The sequence below is a fragment of the Cupriavidus sp. 05T42 genome, from assembly GCF_056396345.1.
In genome coordinates this window covers 313,995-340,711 of record NZ_JBFTLH010000001.1, presented here as the reverse complement: position 1 = coordinate 340,711, position 26,717 = coordinate 313,995, and the positions used below count along the sequence as shown (strand labels likewise).

The window sequence follows — 26,717 nt, the reverse complement described above, 5'->3', positions numbered from 1 at the left end:
GGTGAGAGAAATGACGGGACCGCCACTTCCCTCTGTCCGGGCTCGGCTAGTTGCTGTTAGGCGGATCCGGGGCGAAGCGGTTGAACACATAGTCGCGGTTCTTGACGACCGTGTGGCAGGCGAAGCAGGCCTGTTGCTTGGTGGCGTCCGAGGGCTTGCCGTCATCGAACTGCACGTAGCCCCAGCCGCCGGTGGCGGCGTACTTGGTCGAATCCCGCACCATGAACTGGAGGCCGTTCTTCGGGTGCCCGGCCACGTGGGACTGGGCCTTGCCGAAGGCTTCCGCGCTCTCCGCCAGCGCGTCGTAGCTCCAGGCGAGCCGGGCGATGATGGCGCCGTCGGGCAGCGGGTACTTGCCGCTGCGCAGGGCCACGACCGCCGCCTCGTTGCCGAGGATGGCGCGCAGGTCGTCGGTGGCGCCTTCCTCGCGGGCCACCGAGATCAGCGTCCACGCGCGGTAGCCGGGCGGGATCTTGTCCGGCACGGCTACCTTGCTGAGGTCCTGATTGGCTATCTTGGCGACCGGCTTGGCCGCCTGCATGCTGTCTTTCCCGGCGGCTTCCTTCGCCGTCTCCGCCAGCCCAACGCCCGCGCCAGCCAACGCCGTCACGGCCAGCGCCATCCCTACGATTTTTTTCATGGTTTGTCCTCCGGTGTGCAGGCGCCATCGTCACGCCAATCCGCCGCGCGGCATTGAACAGGCGGTCGGATTTGTCCGGAATGAACGTTGCGCAGCGTCGCGCCGTTTGCGCCACATCAAGCACCGAACTTTCTTAATGGCCGCGCAAGAAGTTTTACTTCCGCCGACTGGGCGTTGCGGCGATCATGACCGCGTCCTTGAATCCGGCCAGGAAGAGGTAGGCGATGCGCGCCCATGGCACCCTGAATTCCGCGCGATGTGTGGTGATGTTGGTGATGTTGGCGATGATGGGGATGGTGGGCCTCGCCCCGGCGCCKGCCCACGCCCAGACCGGCCCCACGTTCGGCATCGTGGGCGCCAACGTCCAGAAGCAGGCGAATGCGGTGCTGACGCTGATGTCGTTCGCCGTGGTGCCTGACCTCGCCTCCAGTTCGCTCTCCATCAGCAACACCAGCACCGACAACCCCGCCCTGACGCTCTGGCAGCTCGGCGGCGGTTTCACCTTGAGCCAGTMGTTCCCGCTCTACCTGGAGGGGTCGATTGCCTACAACCGCTACGACCCGACCTTCGTGGCCTCCAACGGCCAGGAGACCCGCAAGCTGCCGACCAAGTGGAATACCTTCGCGGGCACGGTCGGCGTCGGMTGGGATTTCCCGCTCATCGACAGCAAGGAACTGGTGTTCCGGCCGATCTTCAATGCCTCGATCGGCCGCGTGGCCAGCGACCTCTCCGTCGCCAAGTTCGCGGTGGAACATGTGACCGACCAGGAGATCGCCTTCCTGGACAACGGCGCCATGAACGCCTACGGGCTGGGCGGGTCGGTGATGCTGGACTGGGAAAGCCACCGCAACGAGCGCGATGTCGATGTGGAGCTGCGCTACACCAACATCTACCTGCGCAGCTTTGGCACCACGGGGGGCATGAACGCCTCCGCCGCCGCCCAGACCGCCAGCCTCTACGCCCGCTGGCGCGCGCCCACCGGCCTGCGTGCGCTGGACCGGCCGGTGCGCTATGTGCTCGAACTGTCCCACTCGCACTACTTCGGCAATCAGGCCGGCGCGCTGGGCTTCAGCCAGCTGACCACGGTCGGCACCGGGCTGGAACTCGACACCAGCGCACATGAAGTATTCGTCACCCGCATCCGGGGCGTGTTCCGCTACGTCTTCGGCAACAACGTGCACGGCCTGTCGTTCGGGCTGGCGGCCAGCTTCTAGGGCCCGGCTCAGCGCACGGCGGAGCCCTCGGCGGTCCGCGCCACTTCGAGCCGGTTGCCGCCGAGCGATTTGGCGCGATACAGCGCCTGGTCGGCGGCGGCCAGCGCGTCGGCCAGCGGCGGCACCTCGGTCTCGAAGTGGGCCAGCCCGATGCTKACCGTGGCCGGAATGCCGAGACCGAGGCCGTGGATCTGGTGCGGGATGGTGTCGGCGAAGCGCGTGGCCACGGCCTCGCCGAGCGCCCGGGCGCGGCGCGCGTCGTCGCCGGTCAGCAGGGCGGCGAACTCCTCGCCGCCGATGCGCCCGAGCAGCGCGTGCGGCCCCAGCACACGCCGGGCGATTTCCGCGAACGACTTCAGCACCTGGTCGCCAGTCTGGTGACCGTACACGTCGTTGACGGCCTTGAAGCGGTCGAGGTCGAACGCCAGCACGGCCACCGGCCGGCTCCCTTCGCCACCGAAGAGGCGGGCGCCCTGCTCGAAGAACCAGCGGCGGTTGCCCAGCCGGGTCAGGTAGTCGGTCTGGGCTTCCTGCAGGAGCTGGCCGTGGGCCTCGTCACGGATCAGCTTGAGCAGCGCCATCGGCAGGAGGACCGAGTACAGCACCCCTTCGTAGACCGTGAGCTTGCTGGCGGCGGCCTGCATCGCCGGCCCGTAGGCAGAAACCAGCCACGGCAGGATCAGGGCCCGCGCGAAATAGACCACGGCATGGATGCCCGCCACGACCACGATGATGTGGCGCGAACGGAGCGCCTTCATCGCCTCGCAACGCAGCATCTCGCGCGCTGTCATGGCGCTGATCAGCGCGATCGGCAGGGCGCTGACGTAGTTCCACATGAGGTCCAGCCGCTGCGCGCCCCAGCCGGCCCACACCAGCGCGTCCACGATCAGTATCCCCACCGACGCCGCGCGATACTGCCGCCCGCTCAGCGAGGCGATGCCGCCGAGGACCAGCAGGTACCCGGTAAGGATGACGAGATTGCTGACGGCGGAGCCCATCGCCCCGGGCACGCTGCGCCGGACCAGCACCAGCGCGCAGCCGATGGCGAGCGTCGTGAAACCGGCCGCGAGAATCCGCAGCGTGCGGCTGCGGCGGGGATTGGTCCGATGCTCCCAGAACGTCATGCCGGCACTGGCCAGAAGCGTCCCGATGGCGAGGAGATAAAGGGTGAGGAGGTCGACGTACATCCAGAATGTAAAGACATTGCACCGACGCCTCGCGCCGGCTGCCGAATTTTACGTGGAAACCCGCCCGCGGGATGGTGCTTGATACGCCGGTGATTGGTGTCTATTCGGTGCCTGTTCGGTGCCTGTGCGGTGCCTACTCGCGGATCAGGTCGATGAGCGCGCGCAGGCCGGCCGGCACGTGGCGGCGGCCCGGGTAGTACAGGCACAGGCCATCGAGCGGCGGCGTCCAGCCTTCCAGCACGCGCACCAGCGTGCCGGCCTGCAGGTCGGCGGCCACGTTCCACTCGCTCAGGTAGGCCAGCCCCAGCCCGGCGCGGGCGGCCTGCTGCGTCAGGCCGGGCTCGTCGAGGGTCAGCGCGCCTTTGACGTCGACGCGCACCGCCTCGCCATGCCGCGCGAATTCCCACTGGTAGATCGCCCCGCTCGGCATGCGCGTGCGGATGCAGGCGTGCGCGTGCAGGTCGGCGGGCGTGCGCGGCGGCTTGTGCCGGGCGAAGTAGTCCGGGCTGCCGACCACGGCGAAGCGCTGGGTATCGCCGAAGGGCACGGCGATCATGTCCTGCGGCAGGGTTTCGGCGAGGCGGATGCCGGCATCGAAGCCGTCGGCGACGATGTCGATCAGCCGCCCTTCCGTGACGATATCGAGCGTCATGGCCGGATAGCGCTGCAGGAAGGCGATGAACAGCGGCATCACCTGCCGCGCGGCGCCCGCCGAGGTGTTGATGCGCAACTGGCCCGACACGGTGTCGCGCAGGCTCCCCGCCTGCTCGATCGCGCCCCGGATCGTGGACAGCGCCGGCGCGATGCTGTCCACGAACTGCGCGCCGGCCGCCGTCAGCGACACGCTGCGGGTGGTGCGATGGAACAGCCGCACGCCGATGCGCAACTCCAGCGCCGCCACCGCGTGGCTGAGCGCGGACGTGGAGACGCCCAGCTCCGCCGCTGCCGCCCGAAAGCTGCGATGCCGCGCCACCGCCAGCACCGCCTCCAGTTCACCGAGGCCAGAGGATTTCATTATCCTGATTTCTTCATCATCACATCCCGCATTGTATGGCTAGTCAACACAATGGCGCAGAGCTATCTTGTGCTTCAGCCCGCGTTTTTCGCGCTTTGCTTAAGATGCTTTTCCGCTACCCCGGAGACCCACCATGCAGATCATCGACAAGATTTATATCGACGGTGCCTTCGTCACCCCGCACGGCGACGAGATGTTCGACCTGTTCAACCCGGCCACCGAACAGGTGATCGGCCAGGTGCGCCTGGCCGACGCGCAGGACGCCCGGGACGCCATCGCCGCCGCCAAACGGGCGTTCCCGGCCTTCTCCCGCACCAGCCAGCGCGCGCGCGTGGACCTGCTGAAGCGCATGCACGCCGCCGTGCTGGCGAAGGAAGACGAACTGTACGAGGCGATCACCGAGGAGTACGGCGCGCCGGTGTCCCGGGGCCGCTGGATGGCCCGGCATGCGAGCAACGTGCTGATCGACGCGGCCAATGTGCTCGAGCAGTACACGTTCACGCGCCGCGTGGGCGGCGCCGAGGTGGTGATGCAGCCGATGGGCGTGGCCGGGCTGATCACGCCGTGGAACAGCGACGCGGGCTTTATCTGCGGCAAGCTGGCTGCCGCCGTGGCCGCCGGCTGCACCGCCGTCATCAAGCCGAGCGAGATGAGCGCGATGCAGACCCGCATCGTCACCGAGGCGCTGCACGCGGCGGACGTGCCGCCCGGCGTGTTCAATATCGTCACAGGGCGCGGCGATGTGGTCGGCGCCGAGATCAGCACGCATCCCGATGTGACCAAGGTGTCGTTCACGGGCTCCACGGCGGTCGGCAAGACCATCCTGCGTGTGGCGGCGGACACGCTGAAGCGGGTGACGCTGGAGTTGGGTGGCAAGTCGCCCGTGGTCGTGCTCGACGATGCGAACTTCGACGAAGCCGTGCCGATGGCCATGGACGCCGGCTTTATGAACAGCGGGCAGGCGTGCATCGCCGGCACGCGGATTCTGGTGCCGGAACACCGGCTTGCCGAGTTCGAGGCGCACGTGCGCGACATCGTGGCGGCCACGCAAGCCGGCGATCCGCGCGATCCGCAGACGACGGTCGGGCCGATGGTCAGCCAGAAGCAGTGGGAGCGCGTGCAGCGCTATATCCGCATCGGCATTGACGAAGGCGCGCGGCTGGTTGCGGGCGGCGAAGGCCGGCCGGAGGGGCTGGACGCAGGCTGGTTCGTGCGCCCGACCGTCTTCAGCGATGTGACCAACGACATGACGATTGCGCGCGAGGAGATCTTCGGACCGGTACTGTCGATCATTACCTACCGGGACGAGGAGGAGGCCATCGCCATCGCCAACGACACCAGCTACGGCTTGCAGGCCTACGTGCTGTCGGCGGATGTCCAGCGGGCGCACGCGGTGGCGTCGCGCATCGAGGCCGGGCGGGTCCTCGTCAACACGCTCGCCCACGACCCGGCGGCGCCGTTCGGCGGCCTGAAGCAGTCGGGCATTGGGCGCGAGTACGGCGTCTATGGGCTGGAAGCGTTCCTGGAGACCAAGGCGGTGCTGAACGTGCCGGTGTAGTCAGGGGCGCTGTCATGGCGGGCGGGCTCAGCCCGCCCAGGCATGGCGCACCAGCAGCGCCGACAGAACGAACATGGTGATACCGACCAGCCCGTCGAGCACGCGCCAGGCCTTCGGCCGGGCGAACCACGGGGCGAGAAAGCGCGCGCCAAACCCGAGCAGCCCGAACCAGCACAGGCTGGCGGAACTGGCGCCCGCCACGAACCAGCCACGTAGCGCGGCCGGCTGCTGGGCGCCGATGCTGCCCACCAGCAGCACGGTGTCCAGATAGACGTGTGGATTGAGCAGCGTGAAGGCCGCCGCCTGCGCCAATATCGCGCCTCGGCTAAGACTCTTCGCACCCTTCTCCCCCTCCGACGCCTGCAGCCGGTGCGCCTGCCCCGCGCGCCGCAGCGCCCGCCAGCCATAGACGGCCAGAAAGATCGCGCCGGCCAGCGCCAGTAAGCGCGCAAGGCCCGGGCGCTCGCCCAGCGCCTGGGCCATGCCCATGACGCCGGCGGCAATCAGCAAGGCATCCGCCACCGCGCAGAGCAGGACCACGCTGCCCACATGCTCCCGGCGCAGGCCCTGACGCAGCACGAACGCGTTCTGCGCGCCGATGGCGACGATCAGGCCGAAGCTCAGGGCCAGGCCCTGCAGGGCGACGGATAAAGGGAGCGAAGGAGTGGGCAGTGCGGAAATCATGCGCGCAGCTTGCCTGCTCTGGAAAATGTAGACAAACTATCTTTTCTTCATTCGATGTAGTTTCGCTAATCTCATGCTCGATTACGCCGCCCTGTCCGCCTTGGCCGCCGTGGTGCGCGAAGGCAGCTTCGAGCGTGCGGCCCGCGCGCTGCACGTGACCCCATCGGCCATTTCCCAACGCATTCGCCTGCTGGAGGAGCGCGTGGGCTGCGCGCTGGTGATCCGCGACCAGCCCTGCCGGGCCACGGAAACCGGGCGCCGCCTGTGCCAGCACGTGGACCGCGTGCGGATGCTCGAACATGAATTGCAGGGGACGTTGCCATCACTTGCGGCGGAGGGGCTGGCGCGGGTGGCGCTGCCCGTCGCGATCAATGCCGACAGTCTGGCGACGTGGGCCGCGCCGGCGATTGCGACGTTTGCCGCGCAACATCCCGTCCTGATGGAGGTGGCGGTGGACGATCAGGACCACACCACCGAATGGCTGCGCAGCGGCGCCGTGCTGGCTGCCGTGACCGCCGCCGCCCGCCCTGCCGCTGGCTGCGAAAGCCGTCCGCTGGGCGCCATGCGCTATCTGGCGGCTGCCAGCCCGGCCTTCGTGCAACGCCATTTCGCCGCCGGCGTGGGCGCCGGCAGTCTGKCGGCGGCGCCGAGCCTGGTGTTCAACAACAAGGATGCGTTGCAGGCGACCTGGGTGCGGCGCCTGTGCCATCGGCATGTGGAACTGCCCCGGCACACGCTGCCGTCGTCGCAGGCGTTTGTCACGGCGGCCGTGGCCGGCATGGGCTGGGGCCTGCATCCGCAGAGCCTGATCGCCGGGCATCTCGCAGACGGCACGCTGGTCGAACTGGTGCCGGACACCCCGCTGGACGTGCCCCTGCACTGGCACTACGCCCGCGCGGCATCGGCCTTGATCGACGGCCTGAGCCGGGAAGTGATGGCCGCCGCCCGGACCGGTCTGTTACCGCCCTGACCGGCCCGGCGGCGGCTTTCCGCTGTTACGGCGTGGTCACGCCATCGTCGGCGAACTCGACCCGATTCCGGCCGCGCTCCTTGCTGCGGTACAGGGCCGTGTCGGCGCGGGCGATCATGCCGTGGATGGTGTCGCCCGGCTGCACGCAGGCCACGCCCAGGCTCGCGGTCATCCGGCCCGTCACCGCGAAGTCCTGCTCGGCCAGCGCATTACGCAGCCGGTGGGCGAAGTACACGGCGTCCTGCAGGGCAGTATCGGCGCAGATCAGCAGGAATTCTTCGCCGCCCCAGCGCCCGAGGGTGTCCGTCGGCCGCTTGACCGCCATGATCAGGTCGGCGATCTCGACCAGCACGCGGTCACCCACCTGATGGCCGTAGGTGTCGTTGACCGACTTGAAGCGGTCCACGTCGATCAGCAGGATCGAGAACGGCTTGCCTTCGACACGGCTGCGCGCCAGCGCGCCGGCCAGTGCATCGTCGAGATGCCGCCGGTTGAACACCCCGGTGAGCTGGTCGGTCTTGGAGAGCGCCTCAAGCAGGCGGTTTTTCTCCATCAATTCCAGTTCCGCCTCCGTGCGCAGGGCAATGATCAGCCGGAGCCGGCGCAGGACCGAGTTGAAGCCGTCGATCACGCTATCGAACTCGGTGCGACCCAGCCGGGCAAGTTCGTCGAGATGGTCGCCATGGCTGGAGGACAGTTCGAACAGCGCCTCCCGCAGATGCTCGAGCGGCCGGAACACCATCCGCAGGCCGAAGGTCAGCAGGATGACCAGCGCTACGTCGATCACGGCGACCTCGGTGATCCCCTGGATCATGGCCGCGCGCTGGGTCTTCTGCATGGTGTCGCGCGTGAAGCGGACCACGGCCGTGCCGATGGCCTGGCTGCGCCGCTCGGCGTCGATGTCATCCGGGGGATAGAGCGTGACTTCCGCCAGCACGTCATGCCCGCTGGCCGCGCAGAATGGCCCGGCCGGGGCGGCGGTGGCCGTGCGCTGCACCGCCGCGTACACCTCCTCCCGGTCCGGGGAGAAGACGCAGGCCTCGGTGACCTCGGGATGGATCAGCGTGGATTCCAGCTGCGTGCGCAGGGTCCCCACGTTCAGCGCCCAGGTGGGCGCGGCCAGGCTCTGCTTGAGGCCGTCCAACACCTCGCCACGGGTCCGCTCGAAGCGCTGCTCCAGGTCCTGGTGCAGCAGCCATTGCCGATGCATGGCGAACGCGCCCAGCGTTGTCGTGGTGGCAACGATGAACAGCACGATCATCCTGTTCCGGATCGAACGAACCGGTGGCAGCAGTGGCATGGAATGCGCAATCCTGAGGGGTCGCGGCGCGGGCTATTGGTCCGCCGCCTGGTCGAACAATTGCCGGAACCTGGCGAGTTCCGGGTGCGATTCCTCGTACTTCTTGCTGAATCCGACGTGCACGGTCTCGGTCTTGATGGTCATCGCCCGCCGGGACTTGTAGCGCATGCGCTCCGGAATGCCCTGTGCTTCCAGCGTGACCAGCGCCTCGTTGATGACCACGGTGGGATTCACCACGCAGTCGATCTCCTGCACCAGCATCTTCTTGACCAGGTCGTGGAACTCATGCCCCTCCACGAGCTGGATCTTGCCCTCCCGCGCCAGCTGGAAAAAGCGCGGGCCGGGGGCGAGGTAGCCGCGCTGGTTGCCGAACTTCAGCCCCGCGAAGTCGTCCGGATAGCGATGGAAGGTGCGGCCCTMGATCGAATCGCGGTTGCAGTGCACCGCCACTTCCTCGCTATAGAACGGCTTGGAGTGATTCAGGAACGGCCGCTCCCTGGGCCGGTAATAGACGCCGAGCACGCCGGCGCTGTTGCCGTTCCGGGCCTCCTCCACCACCCGCGCCCAGGGGGCAAAGCGGACCTGCACCTTGAATTCGGGAATCCGCTTCAGGACGCGATTGATGTTGTCGATATAGGCGCCCTTGGGAATCCCGTTTTCCTCGTAGGACTGGGGTCGCTGGCCGGCCTCCGAGTACAGGACGATGGTGGTCTGCGCCTGGGTGGGCGCTGCAGGCGGCGCGGCGCGGGCCTGGGCGGCGGCCTGCGCGTGCCAGATCCCCAGCACCAATGGCGCCATTACGGCGATTCGTCGCGCAGACAGCATGATTTCCATGGGCACCAAGGGATTGACACGCCAGTACAACGGCATTCTCCCGTATTTATTGACGGCGGTKCGGCCCCCTCACAAGGGGTATTGCCTCCCGGAAACCCTAGGCTTTCATTAGCATCCGGCACACGGCGGCCAGGCCGAGCAGGTTCGGATCGCGCTCCCGGCGGCGCAGGAAACTCAGGCCGATGGACTGCTTCATGTCGTATTCGGCGGTCAGGGGGACAAAGGCGACGTTCTTCGCGAACACGTCCCGCACGCGCCCGGGCAGCAGGGAATAACCGATKCCGCCGCCCACGAGGTTCATCAGCGAGAAGATGTCCCCGACCTTCATCACCACGTTGGGCGTGAAATCTGCGATGCGGAACGCCTCCATGAAGCCGCTCGATGTCACAAAGCCCTCGCCCAGCGACACGAACGGCTCGTCCCGGCAGACCCGCAGGTCGATCTCGGGCAGCGTGGCGTAGTGGGAATCGGCCGGGGCGGCGAAGAAGATGTCGTCCTCGAACATCGGAATCGACTCGATTTCGGCGTCGGGCTCGGGCAGGGCCATCAGCGTGGCGTCGATGGAGCCCTGGCGCAGCTTCTGGAGCAGGTCGGCGTTGGAGCCGAGCACGAGTTCGGTCTGCAGCTCCGGGCGGCGCATCTTGATGCCGATGACCACCTGCGGCACGGTCTTGATGGTCAGCGAATAGAGCGAGCCGATCTTGAGCTGGTCGGCGGAGTAGCCGGCGGCCTCGCGCGTGACGCGGATGCCGTCGGACATCGTCTTGAGGACATCTCGCGCCACATCGGCCAGCACGTGCGCGGCCTCGGTCGGCAACAGGTTGCGGCCCTCGTGGCGGAACAGCGCGCAGCGCATGCCGTCCTCGAGCGAATGGAGCGCCCGGTGCACGCTTACCGGGCTGATATCGAGCGCCTCCGCGGCCTTGGCCAGGTTGCCGGTCTCCATGAAGGCCAGCAGGGCCTCGAGCTTGCGGAACGTGATCTCTTCACTGATGCGCAGGGGCATGGCGGCGGGGGCGACGGGAGGGTCAGGGGGTCGATGACGCCACCATGATACGCCGCCCGCCTCGCGCTATTCGAGCGCCGTGCCCTTGGCCTGCGGCGCGTCCGCGGCATCGGCCGGGACTTCTGCTGCCGGCTCAGCCTGCCCTTCTGCCGGTCCCTCGGCGGCCTGCGCCGGCGGCTCGACCTCATCCTTCGGCACGTAGGACGGATCGCGCGCCCAGCGGTTCAGGTCCTTGGCCAGCGCCACCGCGCTGCGGTTCAGGATCKAGCAGGTGCCCTTGAACCCGCCCCAGAATCCGCCGATGGACCAGCGGTTCAGCTTGACGTGGCGCGCCACCTTGCCGCCTTCGATCAGCTCGGCATTCACCGTGATGGCCTTCGGGMCGGTCCAGGCCCCGCCGCCCACGCCCAGGACGTGCGTGATCTGGAGCCGCATCACCTGGGCCTCGCCGGCCTCCGCGCCGGCGGCCAGCTTGCCGTCACCGCCCTTGTTGCGGCGGCGCAGGACGTCCGACACACGCGTGGCCAGCATCGACTCGATCTGGCATTCCTCGCGGACCTTGTCGACCACGCCGGCGCCGGGCGCATAGGTAACGGGGGTTTCCAGCAGGACTTGAGTGTTGGCGGCCAGGGCAGGCGCGCACAGCAGCGCGCCCAGGGACACTGCGCACAGGGACTTGGAAGACATGGAACGAGACTGAGGATGGATCGCGAGCCGAAGGGTATCAGCGCGCCGGCCGCCACGCCTCAGTGGTTAGTGGGGTGTCGGCGTGGCGCAACGGGTGGCGATGGGGCAGGTCGTGCCCCATCGGTGCTACACCTCGTCGTGCGTGCCCAGCGCCTTGTTGATCCGCAGCGCCACGAGCGTGCCGACGGCACCGGACAGCAGGTACAGGCTCACTGCCGCCAGCCCGAACAGGGACGACAGGCCCAGCGCCACCAGCGGCGCGAAGGCCGCGCCGAACAGCCAGCCGAAGTCCGTGGTCAGTGCGGCGCCCGTGTAGCGGTAGCGGCGGTCGAAATTCGACGTCACCACGCCCGCCGCCTGCCCGTAGGACAGCCCCAGCAGCGCAAACCCGACCAGGATGAACACGTCCTGCCCGGTCTGCCCGCCGTCGAGCAGCCATGGGGCGAACAGGCTGAAGATGCCGATCAGCACCGCCATCACCGCCAGCGTGGTGCGGCGGCCGATACGGTCCGCGATCCAGCCCGACAGCAGCGTGCCGATGAAGGCGATGAAGCCGCCCACGATCTGGATCGCCAGCATGTCCGTCACGCCCTGCGCCTTGTGCAGGAGCACCCAGGACAGCGGGAACACCGTCACCAGGTGGAACAGCGCGTAGCTCGCCAACGCCGCGAAGGCGCCGAGGAAGATGTTGAAGCCTTGCGCGTTCACCATCTGCAACGTGCTGATCGGCTCCAGCTCGCCTTCGTCGAGCAGTTGCGTGTACTCGTGCGTCACCACCAGCCGCAGCCGCGCGAACAGCGCCACCACGTTGATGGCGAAGGCCACGAAGAACGGATAGCGCCAGCCCCAGTCGATGAATTCGGCCGGTGTCAGGCTCGCGTAGAGGAACAGGAACAGCGCGCCGGCGATGATGAAGCCCGTGGGCGCGCCCAGTTGCCCCACCATCGCGTACCAGCCCCGCTTGTGCGGGGGCGAGTTGATGGCCAGCAGCGACGGCAGGCCATCCCACGAGCCGCCGAAGGCAATGCCCTGCAGGAAGCGGAAAAACGCGAGCAGGTAGATGGCGGCGCTGCCGAGCGTGGCATAGGACGGCAGGAAGGCGATGCCCACCGTTGCCGTGCCGAGCAGGAACAGCGAGGCCGTCAGCTTGACGCCGCGCCCCCATCGGCGCTGAATGCGCATGAACAGCGCCGTGCCGAACGGCCGCCCGATGAACGCGAAGGAAAAGATCGTGAAGCTGTAGAGCAGCCCGGCCAGCTCACTGGCGAAGGGGAAGTAGACCGATGGGAAGACCAGCACCGAGGCGATGCCGTAGACAAAGAAGTCGAAGTACTCCGACGCGCGGCCGATCACGACGCCGGTGGCGATTTCGGCGGGCGCCACCTGATGGTGACCTTCCGCCGGAGGTGCAGTCGGCGACGCGCGGTGCTGATGGGTCAGGCTGGCCATCCTTGAGATCTCCTTCGCGAGCGAGAGGCATGTCAAACTGCACTCAAAGTCATCCACTGACAAGAATAGCGCCTAAACTGCCATAGGAAATCGAAAAGATGATTGCGTCGAGCGGCGCTCGACGTTCCTCAAACGCCACTTCCGCAACCATGCGACCCTTCGATTCTGCGGCTCGGCCGCTCAAAGTGACGGGAAGACTGCTTTTGCGTGTTGGTGCGTTCGGCCTGCTGGCCGCGCTCGCCGGTTGCAACGCAGTGCTTTTTTCGCCATCTGGCGAGTTGGCCGTGCGCCAGCGCGACCTCATCATCATCGCCACCCTGCTGATGCTGCTGATCATCGTTCCGGTGATCATCCTGACGCTGCTGTTCGCCTGGCGGTACCGGGAGAACGCCAACAATCCCCACTACAACCCTGACTGGGACCACTCCACCGTGCTGGAGCTGGCCATCTGGGCCGCGCCGCTGCTGATCATCATCGCGCTGGGCGCCGTGACCTGGGTGAGTACCCACCAGCTCGATCCCTACCGCCCCCTCACCTTCATCGACGGCAAACGCGCCGTCACGCCTGACACCAAGCCGCTGGTCGTGGAAGTGGTGGCGATGGACTGGAAATGGCTGTTCCTCTACCCCGAGCAGGGCATCGCCACGGTCAACGAGATGGCCGCGCCGGTGGACCGGCCCATCGCGTTCAAGATCACGGCCACCTCGGTGATGAACACGTTCTTCGTGCCCTCGCTGGCGGGCATGGTCTATGCGATGCCCGGCATGGAGACCAAGCTGCACGCCGTCATCAACAAGGCCGGCGTCTATGATGGACTCTCGGGCAACTACAGCGGCGAAGGGTTCTCGCACATGCGCTTCAAGTTCCACGGGCTGTCAGACGGCGATTTCGACAAATGGGTGCAGCAGGTGAAATCGGGCGGCACCGCGCTCTCCAAAGATGCCTACGCGAAGCTGGCCGAGCCGAGCGAGCGCGTGCCGGTGCAGCGCTATGCCAGCGTCGAGCCCGATTTGTACAAGCAGATCCTGAACCGCTGCGTGCTAGGGGGAACCTGCATGGCGGACACGATGGCGCTGGACCGCAGCCGCGGCAAGTTCGACCCGTCCACCTATGTCTGCACGGCCGGCAATACGGCTGGCGGCGCGGCGGGCGAGGCGTCCATGTTCGCCTCGGAACCCGCGCTGAACGACGGCAGGCGCTTGCTGCGGTAGACGAAGCGCCGCCGGACTCGTAATCTTTCGCCAATACTMAGCGGCCTGCTGGCCCAGGTGACACAACATGCCCGAGCGTTCCGATCTCGCTTCGCCGATCTTTGGCCGCCTCTCCTGGGAGGCCATTCCGCTCCATGAACCGATCCTGCTGGCGACGTTCGCCGTGGTGGCGCTCGGGGGCCTCGCCCTCGTCGGCGCGCTGACCTACTACCGGGTCTGGGGCTACCTGTGGCGCGAGTGGTTCACCAGCATCGACCACAAGAAGATCGGCATCATGTACGTGATCCTGGGCATCGTGATGCTGCTGCGCGGCTTTGCCGACGCGATCATGATGCGCATCCAGCAGGCCGTCGCATTCGGCGACAACCTCGGCTACCTGCCCCCGCACCACTACGACCAGATCTTCACCGCGCACGGCGTGATCATGATCTTCTTCGTGGCGATGCCACTGGTCACCGGGCTGATGAACTTCGTCGTGCCGMTGCAGATCGGCGCGCGCGACGTGGCGTTCCCGTTCCTGAACAACTTCAGCTTCTGGATGACCGTGGGCGGCGCGATACTGGTGATGATGTCGCTGTTCGTGGGCGAGTTCGCGCGCACCGGCTGGTTGGCCTATCCACCGCTGTCCGGCATCCTGCACAGTCCGGACGTGGGCGTGGACTACTACATATGGTCCCTGGAGGTGGCCGGGGTCGGCACATTGTTATCGGGGATCAACCTGCTCGTCACCATCGTCAAGATGCGCGCGCCGGGCATGACGCTGATGCGCATGCCGATCTTCACCTGGACCTCGCTGTGCACCAACGTGCTGATCATCGCCGCGTTCCCCGTGCTGACCGCCGCCATCACCATGCTGGCGCTGGACCGCTACGTCGGCACGAACTTCTTCACGGCGGACCAGGGCGGCAGCGCCATGATGTACGTGAACCTGATCTGGATCTGGGGCCACCCCGAGGTCTACATCCTGGTCCTGCCCGTGTTCGGCGTGTATTCCGAGGTGGTAGCCACCTTCGCGCGCAAGCGGCTGTTCGGCTATGCGTCGATGGTGTACGCCACGGTGGTGATCACGGTGCTCTCCTACCTGGTGTGGCTGCACCACTTCTTCACGATGGGATCGGGCGCCAGCGTCAATTCGTTCTTCGGGATCACGACGATGATCATCTCGATCCCAACCGGCGCCAAGATCTTCAACTGGCTGTTCACGATGTACCACGGGCGCATCAAGTTCGAGGTGCCGATGCTGTGGACCGTCGGCTTCATGGTCACCTTCGTGATCGGCGGCATGACCGGCGTGCTGCTGGCGGTGCCGCCCGCTGACTTCCTGCTCCACAACAGCCTGTTCCTGATTGCCCACTTCCACAACGTGATCATCGGCGGCGTGCTGTTCGGGCTGATGGCCGGCATCACCTACTGGTTCCCGAAGGCCTTCGGCTACAAGCTCGACCCGTTCTGGGGCAAGTGCTCGTTCTGGTTCTGGCTGGTCGGGTTCTACGTGGCGTTCATGCCGCTGTACTGGCTGGGCTTCCTCGGCGTGACGCGCCGCATGAACCATTTCGACGATCCGTCGCTGCAGCCGTGGTTCCAGATCGCCGCGCTGGGTGCGCTGCTGATCGCGCTCGGCATCGGCTGCTTCATCATCCAGCTGGTGGTCAGCTTCATGCGCCGCGAGCAGCTGCGCGACACCACGGGCGACCCGTGGAACGGCCGCACGCTCGAATGGTCCACTTCGTCGCCGCCGCCGCAGTACAACTTCGCGTTCACGCCGATGGTCCACGACGCCGACGCCTGGTGGCAGATGAAGCAACTGGGCTACCAGCGCCCCGACCAGGGCTTCATCCCCATTCACATGCCGAAGAACACCGCCGCCGGGATCGTGCTGGCGGGCCTGAGCACCCTGTGCGGCTTCGCCCTGATCTGGCACATCTGGTGGCTCGTGGTGGTGTCCTTCGCGGCGACGATCATCTCCGCMATCGTCCATACCTTCAACTACAAGCGCGATTACTACATTCCGGCCGATGACGTGGTCCGGACCGAAGCGACGCGCACCCAACTGCTCGCGACCCATGGTTGAATCGACGATGCCCCTCTCGCACGGCGGCCCGGGCACCCACCCGGCCGCGCCGCTCGACCACAACTACCAGTTCTACGTCAAGGAAGAGGTCCACGCGGAGAACGGCACGCTGCTCGGGTTCTGGCTCTACCTGATGAGCGACTGCCTGGTCTTCGCGTGCCTGTTCGCCTGCTACGGCGTGCTCGGGCGGGAATACGCGGGCGGCCCCACCGGGGCGGAGCTGTTCGAGCTGCCGCTGGTGGCCCTGAACACCACCTTCCTGCTGCTGTCGTCGATCACCTACGGCTTCGCCATGCTGCAGATGCAGGTGCGGCGCAAGGCCGGCACGCTGATCTGGCTGGCCATCACGGGCGTATTCGGCCTGGCCTTCCTGTTCGTGGAGCTGTACGAGTTCGCGCACCTGATCCACGAAGGCGCGGGGCCGCAGCGCAGCGCTTTCCTGACGTCGTTCTTCGCACTGGTCGGCACGCACGGGCTGCACGTGACGTTCGGCATCATCTGGCTGGTCGTGCTGATGTTCCAGGTCAGCCGGCACGGGCTGATCACCGCCAACAAGCGTCGGCTGATGTGCCTGTCGATGTTCTGGCACTTTCTGGACGTCGTGTGGATCGGCGTCTTTACCTTCGTCTACCTGATGGGAACGCTGCAATGAGCGTGCACGACAACACCCTCGGCGACCACGCGGACGCGCATGGTCATGGTCACGAAGAAGAGATCGGGCCGCACGCCACGCTGGGCGGCTACCTGACCGGCTTCGTGCTGTCGGTCTTCCTGACCGCGATTCCGTTCTGGCTGGTGATGGGCGATGTGTTCGACAAGACTTCGACCACGGCCGTGGTGATCCTGCTGCTCGGCGCAGTGCAGATCGTCGTCCACATGATTTTCTTCCTGCACATGAACGCGCACTCGGAAGGCGGCTGGAACATGCTGTCCCTGATCTTCACGCTGGTGCTCGTGGTCATCACGCTCACCGGCTCGCTCTGGGTGATGTTCCACCTGAACAGCAACATGATGCCGTCGATGCAGCATTCGGAGAAGCTGCCGGGCCCGGGCGGCATCACGCCGCCCAAGGCCCCTTGATACTTCTGATACTCCTGCTGCCGCTCAGGTGTCCACTTAGGCGGCCAGGCGGAAGGTAGACACGGCTTCCTTCAGGCGCTGGGCCTGCTCTTCGAGCGAGCCCGCCGCCGCAGCGGCCTGCTCCACCAGCGCCGCGTTCTGCTGCGTCACGGTGTCCATCTGCGTGACCGCGAGGTTCACCTGCTCGATACCGGCGCTCTGCTCGGCCGAGGCCGCGCTGATTTCCCCCATGATGTCCGTCACGCGCTTCACGGCGCTGACGATCTGCTCCATGGTCTCGCCGGCGCGCGCCACCAGTTGCGAGCCGCGCTCCACACGATCCGCCGAATCCCCGATCAGCGACTTGATTTCCTTGGCCGCCGTGGCCGAACGCTGCGCCAGGCTGCGCACCTCGCCCGCCACCACCGCGAAGCCGCGGCCCTGCTCGCCGGCACGGGCCGCTTCCACGGCCGCGTTCAGCGCCAGGATGTTGGTCTGGAAGGCGATGCCCTCGATGACCGAGATGATGTCCACCACCTTGCGCGAGGACACGTTGATCTCGTCCATCGTGTGGACCACCTGCCCCACCACGTCGCCACCCTGCGTCGCCACTTCCGACGCATTCACGGCCAGCGCGCTGGCCTGCTTGGCGCTGTCGGCGTTCTGGCGGACGATGCTGGTCAGCTCCTCCATGCTGGAGGCCGTTTCCTGCAGCGACGACGCCTGCTCTTCGGTACGCTGCGAGAGGTCCGTGTTGCCGGCCGCGATCTGGCTCGTGCCCGTGGCAATCGCCTCGGTGCCGTAGCGCACTTCGGTGACGATGCCGAGGATGTTGTCGTTCATCTCGCGCAGCGCTTCGAGCAGCTGGCCGGTCTCGTCGTGGCTATCCACCTCGATCTGGCTGGTCAGGTCGCCCGCCGCCACGGTGCGCGCAAAGCCCACCGCACGGTGCAGCGGGCGCGTGATGCCGATGGTCAGCCACCACGCAAACGCCACGCCAATACCCAGCGCCACCACGCCCAGCGTGATCAGGCCGTTACGCGCGCTGCGGTAGATGCCGTTGATTTCCTCGGCCGTGCTGTCGATGGCCGCGCGCTGGATGTCCAGCAACTTCTGAATCTCACCCAGGTAGGCATCGCCGGCCGGCACGAATTCGGTCTCGAGGACCTTGTTCGCCTCGTCGGTCTGCCCGTCCTTCTTGAGCTTGGTGATCTTGTCGCGCGAGTCGTTGTACGGGTTGCGCACAACAAGAATGCGCTGGAACGCCGCCTTCTCGGCCTCGGACGTCATGACCGGGTCGAGCTTCTCGCGCAGCTTGGCGATCGCCTCGACCGAATACTTGGTCTCGGCCGCGAAGAAGGTGCCGAGCGAGGGGTCGGCGCTACGCGCCACGGCGGTCGTGCGGCGCACGCTCGCGTACATCAGCCGGTACCAGTCACTGACCAGCCGTTCCTTGGCCAGCGGCTGCTGCATCATTTCGTGCGTGCGGCCGGCCACTTCCTGGAGGCGCAGCACGCCCACCACGGTCATGAGGGTGGATAGCATCAAGACCACGCCAAAGCCAATGCCAAGGCGAACACCAATACCAAGATTCTTCATTTCTTCTACCTGATTGCACACTGGTGGGTGACCGTGCGCGCCCGCATGGCGCCCGGCCGCTCTCTCTCCGGTGCCCCGTCGCGCGAATGAACGCACGACCGGACATTGGATGGCTTAACGGCATCGGGTAGCAGAAGCTTGAGAAATTTCTCAGGGAAAACGCGCATTGCGGACGTTGCCCGCCCGTGGGCAGAGGACATCCCACATCGCGGAACGCAGCGCGGTCCTGTCGGGTTCTAGCGCGGCTGGGCCGCGACCGAGGTCCGGCTGAAGGCGTACGGCACCAGCGCCAGCGCTACCAGTACGGCCGCCGTGAGAAAAATCGCGCCGTAGGTATCGCCTTCCGCCCATTGGCGCGTGTGGCCGACATTGGCGATCAGCCCGAAGCCCCAAGAGGTCAGCGCGGAACCAAGGAAGACAAAGGTATTGAGCACGCCCAGCCCGCGCCCGCGCGACGGCGCCGGAATCAGCGCGCGGCCCTGGGCCATGACCAGCGGATGCAACATGCCGATGGTCGACACCAGCGCCATCAGGCCCACGCCGGACACGATCCCGCTGTCCGGCCAGGCCCACAGCAGCAGCCCGCCCACCATCGACAGGGCGCCCCAGCCGAAGATGGTCGCCTTCAGGGACGTGCCGCGCACCAGCACCGGCAGCAGGAAGGCGGTCAGGAAGCCCGCCAGGCTCAACAGCGTCAGCGCCACGCCGCGCGTGCCCGCGTTGAGATGGTAGACATCGGCCAGATACGGCCCGCTCCAGGCATTCCGGAACGCCGTRCCGGCGGCCATCGCCACGCACATCGGAATCAGCAGCCACAGCGAGCCCATGCCGAGCAGCCGCGCGCTATCGGTCAGCATCGCGCCCATCGGCACATTGCGTGCCTCGGCGTGGCCTTCGTCGCGCACCACGCGCCAGACGCCGTAGCAGACGGCCGCCATGCAAATGGCCGAGAGCCCCATCGCCGGCCGCCAGCCCACATGCTGCGAGGCCCAGCCCAGCGGGGCCGTGGCGCACAACGCGCCAACCATCCCCAGCGCGTTGGATCGGCTGACCACGCGCATGTACTGTTTTTCCGAGAGTTGCTCGGACGCGTAGTGGAGCAACCCCATGAAGACCGGCGCGCAGGCCAGACCGAGGCCCATCTGGGCGAGCATGGCGACCGTGGCGTTGGGCGCCGCCGCGAACGCGACGCCGGACAACGCGCCCACGCCGAGCAGCCACGCCGTGGGGCGGCCCACGCCGAAACGGTCGAACGCCAGCCCGACCGGAATCTGCGCCACCGCGAAAGCCAGGAAAAAGCACGACGACAGGGCCCCGTAGCCCGCGGGCGACAGTTGGAAGTCGTGCTGGAGTTCAGGCGCGATCACCGCGAGGCAGCTGCGATAGAACTGGCTCAGGATGAAGGCGAACGTGAGAAACGTGATGCCGCGCCGGGTCGTGGCGTCGGGGGTCGTGCTGGGGCTTTCCTCGGGGAAAGTCGAAATATGAGGGCGATGCAACGCGATGACTCGTGGCTGTCGGGGGGCAGCCGGCCATTTTACGCGCGCGGTTCGCTCGGTATTCGCAGGAATGCAATAAATCGTGCGAACTACGGCACGCCATTCCGCCTGGCGAAACCTGGAGAGCAGCCTAAGGCCTCGGCGCCCTGGACATCAGCGGGCCGAGCGGCCGCCGTAGAACGTTCCCGTGCGCGGATTGGAGATATGGTACGCCTGGCTGATCGCCCAGCGTTGCGCGGCCAGAAAGGCTTCCGGCTCACGTTGTGTCCAGGCGCTGACCATCAGCGGCGAGGCGTCTTCCTCGGTGTTAGGGTAGACGGCCGCCCGGTGCACCGCCGCCCTGTCGGGCGATCCGGGAATCGTCGTGGTTCGAATCGTGACTTGCATCAACGCAGTTCCTAGAGCCCAGATGCCGAAAATTATGCGCGGATCGGCGTGACATTGCCATGACCACGTGATGACAGCCACGCGCACATGTATGGTGCACGCCCCATTGGTGGGGACTGCCGCGCCGGCGCTGGCTTTGCGGGTGGTGTGGCGCCGTGTTGACGTGGTGCGCGCGCCACGCCGACGCCATCCTGGTGTGGCCCGGGCGGCTACAATGCGCCTGCGCCGCATCCGGGCCCGTTCGGCCCGCTCATCCCGCCTCCACCGCTTTATGCCGTTTTATGCCAATTCCTGACCGGGTTTTCCTGCTCGGCCCGCTGCTGAAGGGGGTGTCCCGCTCGTTCTACCTGACGCTGCGCATCCTGCCCGCCGGCATGCGCGACCCCGTGGGGCTCGCCTACCTGCTGGCCCGCGCGGCGGACACCATCGCCGATACCGCGCTGATTCCCCCGCCGCAGCGGCTGGACCTGCTGCTGGGGCTGCGCGCCCGCGTGAACGGTGCCGATGACGGGGGCGAACTGGTCCGCCGGCTGGCCGCCGAGGTCGCCAGCCAGCAAAGCCTGTCGGACGAAAAGGTGCTGCTGGAGTCGATCGGCCCGGCGCTGGACGTGCTCGACCAGTTGCCCGAGGCCGACCGCACCGCCGTGCGCGGCATCGTGACCACGCTGACCGAAGGCATGGAATTCGACCTGCGCACCTTCCCGGACGAAGGCTCCACGCAGGTCGCGGCACTGGCCACCATGGCCGATCTCGACCGGTATACCTATCTGGTGGCCGGCTGCGTGGGCGAGTTCTGGACCACGATGACCGACCGGCATCAGCCGGGCACGCTGCAGGCGCCGGCCGAACTGATGCTGCGCCGGGGCGTGCGCTTCGGCAAGGCGCTGCAGATGGTCAACGTGCTGCGCGACTGCGGCAAGGACCTGCGCATCGGGCGCTGCTACCTGCCGACTGAGTTGCTGGACCGGCACGGGCTGTCGTCGGCGGATCTGCTGGACCCGGCCAACAGCCGCCGTGCCCGGCCGATGCTGGCGGAGGGCGTGCGCGTAGCGCTCGACCATTTCCGCGAAGCCATCGCCTACACGCTGGCTATCCCGCGCACGGCCGTGCGGCTGCGGCTGGCCTGCATCTGGCCGATCCTGATCGGGCTGGAAACGCTGCTGTTGCTGGTGGACAACGACGCCTGGCTCGATCCGGCGCGCGTCTCCAAAGTCCCGCGCGGCAAGGTCTACCAGGTGCTGGCGGGCAGTCTTCCGTGCGTGATGATCGATACTGCGCTGCGGGGCTGGATGGAAGGGCTGGTCTCGCGCATCGAGGCTCGTCTGGCCTGAGGGTCGACGTCCCGCCAAAAAACAAACGGCCCGCACTCGGCGGGCCGTTTTCATCTGACGTGCAAGCCGTTACTTCGCGGCTTCGGCCGGCGCCTTCTTGGGCGCCTTGGTGGACTTCTTCGTGGTGCTCTTGGTGTCGGTCAGCGCCGACCCCGTGCTCTTGGCACCCTGGGTGTACGGATCGAACTTGTCGCCAGCGCGCGCGGTATCAGGTACGTAGCCATCCTTGTTGGTGGCACGAGCCGGATCCGGCACATAGCCGTCCTTGTTCGTGGTGCGCATATTGTAGTCGTAGCGATCGGCGGGATTCGCCGGACCTGCCGCGAGCACGACGCCCGGAACCAACGTTGCAATGGCCAATACCATGGTGATCGACTTCATCGATGCCTCCTGACGGAATGTGGAAGATCGCGCGTCCAGGACGCACGTGCCAAGGTTAAGCCTATCCCGATGGGCGCCAAAGCGCCATGGCATTCGCACGTGAATTGTTGTAAAGCACTGGCGCGGCGCAGCAAGGGCGCGAGCGCCCTCACGGCCACCGCCGCCCGCTTTTTGACCGCTTTTTGCCCCCTTATTGGGCAGTCCAGCCGCCGTCCGCCGCCCAGGCGGCGCCACGCACTTCGTCGCCCAGCGGCGAGCACAGCATCGTCACGATCCCGCCCAACTGGCGCGGCGTGACGAACTGCCCGGACGGCTGCTTGTCCGCCAGCAGCCGGGCCTGCGCCGCCTCGGCCGAGATGCCATCCCGCGCCGCGATGTCCGCGATCTGCTGCGCCACCAGCGGCGTCAGCACGAAGCCCGGGCAGATCGCATTGCACGTGACGCCGGTACCGGCCGTCTCGAGCGCGGTGACCTTGGTCAGGCCCACCAGCCCGTGCTTGGCCGCCACGTAGGCCGACTTGCCCGCCGAGCCCACCAGCCCGTGCACGGACGCGATATTGACGATGCGACCCCAGTTCCGTGCACGCATGCCGGGCAGCGCGTGGCGGATCGTATGGAAGCTGGAGGTCAGGTTGATGGCGAGGATGTCGTCCCACTTCTCCGCCGGGAACGCCTCCACTGGTGCCACGTGCTGGATGCCAGCGTTGTTCACCAGCACATCCACGCCGCCAAAGCGCGCCTCCGCCGCGGCCACCATCGCCGCGATCTCGTCGGGCTTGCGCATGTCGGCCGGATGGTGGATGGCCTGCACGCCGGTTGCCGCGAGGCTAGCCAGCGCGGCGTCCACATCGCCGAAACCGTTCAGGACGATATTGGCGCCAGCCTCGGCCAGCGCCTGTGCAATGCCCAGCCCGATGCCGCTCGTCGAGCCGGTCACCAGGGCGGTCTTGCCTTGCAAATGGGTCAGATTGTTCATGATCGCGCCTCGCTCAGACCAGGCCGGTCATGTAGTACACCGCGATGACGAAGAACACCGCCAGCGTCTTGATCACGGTGATGGCGAAGATATCGCGGTACGACTCGCGGTGCGTGAGGCCCGTAACCGCCAGCAGCGTGATCACGGCGCCGTTGTGCGGCAGCGTGTCCATGCCGCCGCTGGCCATCGACACCACGCGGTGCAGCACTTCCAGCGGAATCTGGGCGGCCTGCGCACCATGGATGAAGGCGTCGGACATTGCAGCCAGCGCGATGCTCATGCCGCCCGAGGCCGAGCCGGTGATACCGGCCAGTGTGCTGACCGAGATGGCCGCGTTGACCAGCGGGTTGGGAATGCTGCGCAGCGCATCGCTAACCACGAGGAAACCCGGCAGCGCGGCGATCACACCGCCGAAGCCGTACTCCGATGCCGTGTTMATCGATGCCAGCAGCGCGCCCCCGACGGCGCCCTTGGTGCCTTCGGCAAAACGCTCCCGCACGGCGCCGAACGCGGTGACGAGCACCACCACGATGCCCAGCAGCAGCGCGCCCTCGACCGCCCAGATGGCCGTGACGCTCGCCACCTTGGTCTCGATCGGCTTGGCCAGGCCCGGCAGCGACACGCTGTTGGCCGGCCCATACCAGAGCGGGATCATCCGCGTCAGCCAGAAATTCGACACACCCACCACGAGCAGCGGCAGGATGGCCAGCAGCGGCGGCGGCAGCTTGCCGCCTTCCACGCGCTGCGGCTCGTTGAGCAGGTTGGTGCCGTAGCCCTCCCCCCGCGCAGCAGCCGAACGGCGGCGCCACTCGAGGTAGCTCAGGCCCACCGCGATGATGAACAGCGAGCCGATCACGCCGAGGATCGGGGCGGCCCACGCCGTGGTGTTGAAGAAGTTCGACGGGATGATGTTCTGGATCTGCGGCGTGCCCGGCAGCGAATCCATCGTGAACGAGAACGCGCCCAGCGCGATCGCCCCCGGCATCAGCCGCTTGGGGATGTTGCTCTGGCGATAGAGTTCGGCCGCGAACGGGTAGACGGCGAAGACCACCACGAACAGCGACACGCCGCCATAGGTCAGCAACGCGCAGACCGCCACGATCACTGCATTGGCCCGCGAGCGCCCGATATAGCGGATGGCCGCGGCGACGATGGACTCGGAAAAGCCGGACAGTTCGATCACCTTGCCGAACACCGCGCCGAGCAGGAACACCGGGAAATAGAGCTTCACGAACCCGACCATCTTCTCCATGAAGATGCCCGTGAACACCGGCGCCACGGCGGACGGATCGGTCAACAGTACGGCGCCAAGCGCCGCCAGGGGTGCAAACAGGATGACGCTGTAGCCGCGATAGGCGGCAAACATCAGGAACGCCAGGGCGGCGATCACCACGACAAAAGACATGAGGTCTCCAGAATTTGTTCTTGAACCGACGCTGCTGAGCGGCCATGGAAGAGCCGTCGCGCGCGGATTGCCCCTGGCTTGTCAGGCATCGGGGGCGGCTTGAGTTCGCAGGATGTGTGCCATACGCCATACGAGGCGAATGCATCACTTATTGACGTTTTTGTCTCGATTCATGGATTCAAACCTGCTATCGACGCATGCAAATCTCGCTTGTGAGACACTCGCCGTCTCCCCATCGAGACAACGAGATCGGCAGCATGCAGAAAATAGCGGAGCCGGGCGGTGCCCTGCTGCTGGACTACGACTACGTGGCGCGTCGCGCCATGGCCTCGCTGTTCCGCACGTTCGAGAATTTCAGCGAAGGCACGTTCGTCGTGGACGACCACGCGCGCGTGGTCTGGATCAACAAGCGCTACGCGGCGCGCTTCGGGTTTTCGAACCCGCAGGAGGCCATCGGCCGCGACTGCGAGCAGGTGATTCCCAACAGCCTGATGCGCGAGGTGGTGACCACCGGCAAGCCGATCCTGCTCGACATCCTGGAGACGGACAGCGACACGATGATCGTCACGCGCCTGCCGATCAAGGACGACGATGGGCGCACGATCGGCGCGGTGGGCTTCGCGCTGTTCGACGAACTGAAGTCGCTGACGCCGCTGTTCGCGCACTACTCGCGCGTACAGGCCGAGCTGGCCGCAGCGCGCCGCTCGCTCGACCAGGCCCGCCGCGCGAAGTACACCTTCGCCAGCTTTATCGGCACCAGCCCGGCGGCGCAGGAGGTCAAGCGCCAGGCCCGGCGCGCGGCGCGCGTGGAGTCGCCGGTGCTGCTGCTTGGCGAGACGGGCACTGGCAAGGAGTTGCTCGCGCATGGTATCCACGCCGGCTCTACGCGCGCCGAGCAGCCTCTTGTCACCGTGAACGTGGCGGCCATTCCCGAGACGCTGCTGGAGGTCGAGTTCTTCGGCGCGGCGCCGGGCGCCTACACGGGCGTGGACCGCAAGGGCCGCATCGGCAAGTTCGAACTGGCGGACGGCGGCACGCTGCTGCTCGACGAGGTGGGGGACATGCCGCTGATGCTCCAGAGCAAGCTGCTCCGGGCGTTGCAGGACAAGGAATTCGAGCCGCTCGGCTCCAACCGCATCGTGCGCGCCGATGTGCGGATCATCGCGGCCACGTCGGCCGACCTGCCGGCGCTGGTCGCGGCGGGCAAGTTCCGCGCCGATCTCTACTACCGRCTCAACGTCCTGACGATCGAACTGCCGCCACTGCGCGAGCGGCGGGCCGACCTGCTGTTGCTGGCCAACGCGATCATCGAGGAACTGTGCATCAAGGCCGATCGCAACCCGCCCGGGCTGCGCCAGGACGCGTTGCAACTGCTTGGGGAATATGACTGGCCCGGCAACGTGCGCGAGTTGCACAACGTGCTGGAGCGTGTCGTGATGCTGTGCGACGAGGATTCGATCGACGCGACCACTCTCGCCCCGCTGCTGGACCGCCGCTTGCCGGCGACCCTGCCGTCAAGCGTACCAGCGAGCCTGGAAGCCCCCGTCGCGCCGGCGAAGGTGACGACGGTTGTGCCGACGGCACCCGAACCCCCGCCGCAAACCTACGCGGCGGCGATGGCCGGCTTCGAGGCCGCCTTCCTGCAACAGGCGCTGGACGCCTGCGGCGGCCGGGTGGCCGACGCCGCCACGCGGATCGGCATCAGCCGCGCCGCGTTCTACAAGAAGCTCGCGGCGCTGAAGCCGGCTTCGGTGACCTGATCAGGCGACCTGATCAGCCGCCGATGCCGAGCAGTTCCACTTCGAAGTTCAGCGTGGCGTTCGGCGGGATCGTACCCGGCACGCCGCGTGCACCGTAGGCGCTGGCCGACGGGCAGGTCAGCTTGGCCTTGCCGCCCACTTGCATCTTCTGCACGCCCTCGGTCCAGCACGGAATCACGCGATTCAGCGGGAACGAGATCGGCTGGCCGCGCTTGTACGAACTATCGAACTCCGTGCCATCGGTCAGCGTGCCACGGTAGTGCACCTTGACGGTATCGGAAGCCTTGGGCGAGGCGCCCGTGCCCTTGGTCACGTGCTGGATCACCACGCCGGACGGCAGCGTCTCGGAAGCCGGTGCGGCGGCCTGGGCAACGCCTGCGCCAGCGAGCGTGACGGCGGCAAGAATCAGGGAAAGAGTCTTCATGGGAATCTGTCGTGTCAGTGTGTTTGGAAATTGGCGCCGGCAGCGCGCGCGAGGCCAGCCGGCAGTGTAC

Annotated in this window: 25 protein-coding genes; 9 read left to right on the top strand and 16 right to left on the bottom strand. The window is 66.8% G+C overall.

The window, feature by feature from the left end; all coding sequences use genetic code 11:
- Positions 1–46: 46 nt before the first annotated feature.
- The gene (locus tag AC1EJR_RS01455; protein ID WP_218158026.1) at positions 47–640 is read right to left on the bottom strand and encodes a cytochrome P460 family protein; all 594 of its coding nucleotides are present in this window, start codon (positions 638–640) and stop codon (positions 47–49) included.
- Between the two features lie 266 nt (positions 641–906).
- Here AC1EJR_RS01455 and AC1EJR_RS01450 point away from each other — a divergent pair, with 266 nt between their 5' ends.
- Positions 907–1,854 carry a hypothetical protein gene (locus tag AC1EJR_RS01450; protein ID WP_477146835.1) on the top strand — a complete coding sequence of 316 codons (948 nt, stop codon included), beginning with the start codon at positions 907–909 and terminating at the stop codon, positions 1,852–1,854.
- Positions 1,855–1,862: 8 nt separating this feature from the next.
- Here AC1EJR_RS01450 and AC1EJR_RS01445 read toward each other — a convergent pair whose 3' ends face one another.
- Both AC1EJR_RS01445 and AC1EJR_RS01440 read right to left on the bottom strand, forming a co-directional pair.
- On the bottom strand, positions 1,863–3,041 hold the full coding sequence (locus AC1EJR_RS01445) for a GGDEF domain-containing protein (RefSeq protein ID WP_441591293.1): 1,179 nt from the start codon (positions 3,039–3,041) through the stop codon (positions 1,863–1,865).
- A gap of 133 nt (positions 3,042–3,174) precedes the next feature.
- Complete coding sequence (locus tag AC1EJR_RS01440; RefSeq protein WP_477105148.1) at positions 3,175–4,056, bottom strand: LysR family transcriptional regulator; 882 nt, start codon at positions 4,054–4,056, stop codon at positions 3,175–3,177.
- Positions 4,057–4,189: 133 nt separating this feature from the next.
- Between AC1EJR_RS01440 and AC1EJR_RS01435 the strand changes: the two genes are divergently transcribed.
- Positions 4,190–5,614: an aldehyde dehydrogenase family protein gene (locus AC1EJR_RS01435; RefSeq protein ID WP_092293738.1), complete on the top strand. Its 1,425-nt coding sequence runs from the start codon at positions 4,190–4,192 to the stop codon at positions 5,612–5,614.
- Positions 5,615–5,641: 27 nt separating this feature from the next.
- Here AC1EJR_RS01435 and AC1EJR_RS01430 read toward each other — a convergent pair whose 3' ends face one another.
- Positions 5,642–6,298, bottom strand: coding sequence for a LysE/ArgO family amino acid transporter (locus AC1EJR_RS01430; RefSeq protein WP_441591292.1), 657 nt, complete (start codon positions 6,296–6,298; stop codon positions 5,642–5,644).
- Positions 6,299–6,371: 73 nt separating this feature from the next.
- Between AC1EJR_RS01430 and AC1EJR_RS01425 the strand changes: the two genes are divergently transcribed.
- On the top strand, positions 6,372–7,268 hold the full coding sequence (locus AC1EJR_RS01425) for a LysR family transcriptional regulator ArgP (protein ID WP_477146834.1): 897 nt from the start codon (positions 6,372–6,374) through the stop codon (positions 7,266–7,268).
- A gap of 25 nt (positions 7,269–7,293) precedes the next feature.
- On the opposite strand, the gene AC1EJR_RS01420 is transcribed toward AC1EJR_RS01425, so the two are convergent.
- From AC1EJR_RS01420 to AC1EJR_RS01400, 5 genes are all read right to left on the bottom strand, one after another.
- Positions 7,294–8,568: a GGDEF domain-containing protein gene (locus AC1EJR_RS01420; protein WP_092293744.1), complete on the bottom strand. Its 1,275-nt coding sequence runs from the start codon at positions 8,566–8,568 to the stop codon at positions 7,294–7,296.
- Positions 8,569–8,601: 33 nt separating this feature from the next.
- Entirely contained in the window at positions 8,602–9,366 is a 765-nt protein-coding gene (locus tag AC1EJR_RS01415) for a substrate-binding periplasmic protein (protein ID WP_477146833.1), read from the bottom strand.
- A 133-nt stretch (positions 9,367–9,499) separates the two neighbouring features.
- Positions 9,500–10,408: a LysR family transcriptional regulator gene (locus AC1EJR_RS01410; RefSeq protein ID WP_092293748.1), complete on the bottom strand. Its 909-nt coding sequence runs from the start codon at positions 10,406–10,408 to the stop codon at positions 9,500–9,502.
- Between the two features lie 66 nt (positions 10,409–10,474).
- Positions 10,475–11,095, bottom strand: a complete 621-nt coding sequence (locus AC1EJR_RS01405) for a hypothetical protein (protein WP_477146832.1) — start codon at positions 11,093–11,095, stop codon at positions 10,475–10,477.
- Between the two features lie 126 nt (positions 11,096–11,221).
- The gene (locus tag AC1EJR_RS01400; protein WP_092293752.1) at positions 11,222–12,544 is read right to left on the bottom strand and encodes an MFS transporter; all 1,323 of its coding nucleotides are present in this window, start codon (positions 12,542–12,544) and stop codon (positions 11,222–11,224) included.
- 149 nt (positions 12,545–12,693) lie between these two features.
- Between AC1EJR_RS01400 and cyoA the strand changes: the two genes are divergently transcribed.
- From cyoA to cyoD, 4 genes are all read left to right on the top strand, one after another.
- Complete coding sequence (gene cyoA, locus AC1EJR_RS01395; RefSeq protein ID WP_441591291.1) at positions 12,694–13,755, top strand: ubiquinol oxidase subunit II; 1,062 nt, start codon at positions 12,694–12,696, stop codon at positions 13,753–13,755.
- 67 nt (positions 13,756–13,822) lie between these two features.
- Positions 13,823–15,826: a cytochrome o ubiquinol oxidase subunit I gene (gene cyoB, locus AC1EJR_RS01390; protein ID WP_477146831.1), complete on the top strand. Its 2,004-nt coding sequence runs from the start codon at positions 13,823–13,825 to the stop codon at positions 15,824–15,826.
- A complete protein-coding gene (cyoC, locus tag AC1EJR_RS01385) occupies positions 15,819–16,478 on the top strand; it encodes a cytochrome o ubiquinol oxidase subunit III (RefSeq protein ID WP_092293758.1) in 660 nt (219 codons plus the stop codon). The genes cyoB and cyoC overlap by 8 nt, the downstream gene beginning before the upstream one ends.
- A complete protein-coding gene (gene cyoD / locus AC1EJR_RS01380; protein ID WP_092293760.1) occupies positions 16,475–16,906 on the top strand; it encodes a cytochrome o ubiquinol oxidase subunit IV in 432 nt (143 codons plus the stop codon). The genes cyoC and cyoD overlap by 4 nt, the downstream gene beginning before the upstream one ends.
- 36 nt (positions 16,907–16,942) lie before the next feature.
- Here cyoD and AC1EJR_RS01375 read toward each other — a convergent pair whose 3' ends face one another.
- From AC1EJR_RS01375 to AC1EJR_RS01365, 3 genes are all read right to left on the bottom strand, one after another.
- Entirely contained in the window at positions 16,943–18,484 is a 1,542-nt protein-coding gene (locus tag AC1EJR_RS01375) for a methyl-accepting chemotaxis protein (RefSeq protein ID WP_092293761.1), read from the bottom strand.
- 236 nt (positions 18,485–18,720) lie between these two features.
- Positions 18,721–19,983: an MFS transporter gene (locus tag AC1EJR_RS01370; RefSeq protein ID WP_092293763.1), complete on the bottom strand. Its 1,263-nt coding sequence runs from the start codon at positions 19,981–19,983 to the stop codon at positions 18,721–18,723.
- Between the two features lie 153 nt (positions 19,984–20,136).
- A complete protein-coding gene (locus AC1EJR_RS01365; protein ID WP_092293765.1) occupies positions 20,137–20,370 on the bottom strand; it encodes a CDP-diacylglycerol pyrophosphatase in 234 nt (77 codons plus the stop codon).
- A gap of 281 nt (positions 20,371–20,651) precedes the next feature.
- Between AC1EJR_RS01365 and AC1EJR_RS01360 the strand changes: the two genes are divergently transcribed.
- On the top strand, positions 20,652–21,701 hold the full coding sequence (locus AC1EJR_RS01360; RefSeq protein ID WP_477113161.1) for a phytoene/squalene synthase family protein: 1,050 nt from the start codon (positions 20,652–20,654) through the stop codon (positions 21,699–21,701).
- A gap of 69 nt (positions 21,702–21,770) precedes the next feature.
- Here AC1EJR_RS01360 and AC1EJR_RS01355 read toward each other — a convergent pair whose 3' ends face one another.
- From AC1EJR_RS01355 to AC1EJR_RS01345, 3 genes are all read right to left on the bottom strand, one after another.
- Complete coding sequence (locus tag AC1EJR_RS01355) at positions 21,771–22,082, bottom strand: hypothetical protein (protein WP_092293769.1); 312 nt, start codon at positions 22,080–22,082, stop codon at positions 21,771–21,773.
- 190 nt (positions 22,083–22,272) lie between these two features.
- On the bottom strand, positions 22,273–23,049 hold the full coding sequence (locus AC1EJR_RS01350; protein WP_177219906.1) for a 3-hydroxybutyrate dehydrogenase: 777 nt from the start codon (positions 23,047–23,049) through the stop codon (positions 22,273–22,275).
- 22 nt (positions 23,050–23,071) lie between these two features.
- Complete coding sequence (locus AC1EJR_RS01345) at positions 23,072–24,463, bottom strand: GntP family permease (RefSeq protein ID WP_477146830.1); 1,392 nt, start codon at positions 24,461–24,463, stop codon at positions 23,072–23,074.
- A 257-nt stretch (positions 24,464–24,720) separates the two neighbouring features.
- On the opposite strand from AC1EJR_RS01345, the gene AC1EJR_RS01340 reads away from it, so the two are divergent.
- Complete coding sequence (locus tag AC1EJR_RS01340) at positions 24,721–26,223, top strand: sigma-54 interaction domain-containing protein (protein WP_092293775.1); 1,503 nt, start codon at positions 24,721–24,723, stop codon at positions 26,221–26,223.
- 13 nt (positions 26,224–26,236) lie between these two features.
- Here AC1EJR_RS01340 and AC1EJR_RS01335 read toward each other — a convergent pair whose 3' ends face one another.
- The gene (locus AC1EJR_RS01335) at positions 26,237–26,647 is read right to left on the bottom strand and encodes an FKBP-type peptidyl-prolyl cis-trans isomerase (RefSeq protein WP_092293777.1); all 411 of its coding nucleotides are present in this window, start codon (positions 26,645–26,647) and stop codon (positions 26,237–26,239) included.
- Between the last annotated feature and the right edge of the window lie 70 nt (positions 26,648–26,717).

Coding starts and splice junctions, on each gene's coding strand:
- AC1EJR_RS01440 (WP_477105148.1), bottom strand. CDS start 4,056: ATGAAATCCTCTGGCCTCGGTGAACTGGAGGCGGTGCTGGCGGTGGCG.
- AC1EJR_RS01355 (WP_092293769.1), bottom strand. CDS start 22,082: ATGAAGTCGATCACCATGGTATTGGCCATTGCAACGTTGGTTCCGGGC.
- AC1EJR_RS01365 (WP_092293765.1), bottom strand. CDS start 20,370: ATGCAAGTCACGATTCGAACCACGACGATTCCCGGATCGCCCGACAGG.
- AC1EJR_RS01420 (WP_092293744.1), bottom strand. CDS start 8,568: ATGCCACTGCTGCCACCGGTTCGTTCGATCCGGAACAGGATGATCGTG.
- AC1EJR_RS01335 (WP_092293777.1), bottom strand. CDS start 26,647: ATGAAGACTCTTTCCCTGATTCTTGCCGCCGTCACGCTCGCTGGCGCA.
- cyoC (WP_092293758.1), top strand. CDS start 15,819: ATGGTTGAATCGACGATGCCCCTCTCGCACGGCGGCCCGGGCACCCAC.
- AC1EJR_RS01455 (WP_218158026.1), bottom strand. CDS start 640: ATGAAAAAAATCGTAGGGATGGCGCTGGCCGTGACGGCGTTGGCTGGC.
- cyoD (WP_092293760.1), top strand. CDS start 16,475: ATGAGCGTGCACGACAACACCCTCGGCGACCACGCGGACGCGCATGGT.
- AC1EJR_RS01430 (WP_441591292.1), bottom strand. CDS start 6,298: ATGATTTCCGCACTGCCCACTCCTTCGCTCCCTTTATCCGTCGCCCTG.
- cyoA (WP_441591291.1), top strand. CDS start 12,694: ATGCGACCCTTCGATTCTGCGGCTCGGCCGCTCAAAGTGACGGGAAGA.
- AC1EJR_RS01435 (WP_092293738.1), top strand. CDS start 4,190: ATGCAGATCATCGACAAGATTTATATCGACGGTGCCTTCGTCACCCCG.
- AC1EJR_RS01375 (WP_092293761.1), bottom strand. CDS start 18,484: ATGAAGAATCTTGGTATTGGTGTTCGCCTTGGCATTGGCTTTGGCGTG.
- AC1EJR_RS01400 (WP_092293752.1), bottom strand. CDS start 12,544: ATGGCCAGCCTGACCCATCAGCACCGCGCGTCGCCGACTGCACCTCCG.
- AC1EJR_RS01360 (WP_477113161.1), top strand. CDS start 20,652: ATGCCAATTCCTGACCGGGTTTTCCTGCTCGGCCCGCTGCTGAAGGGG.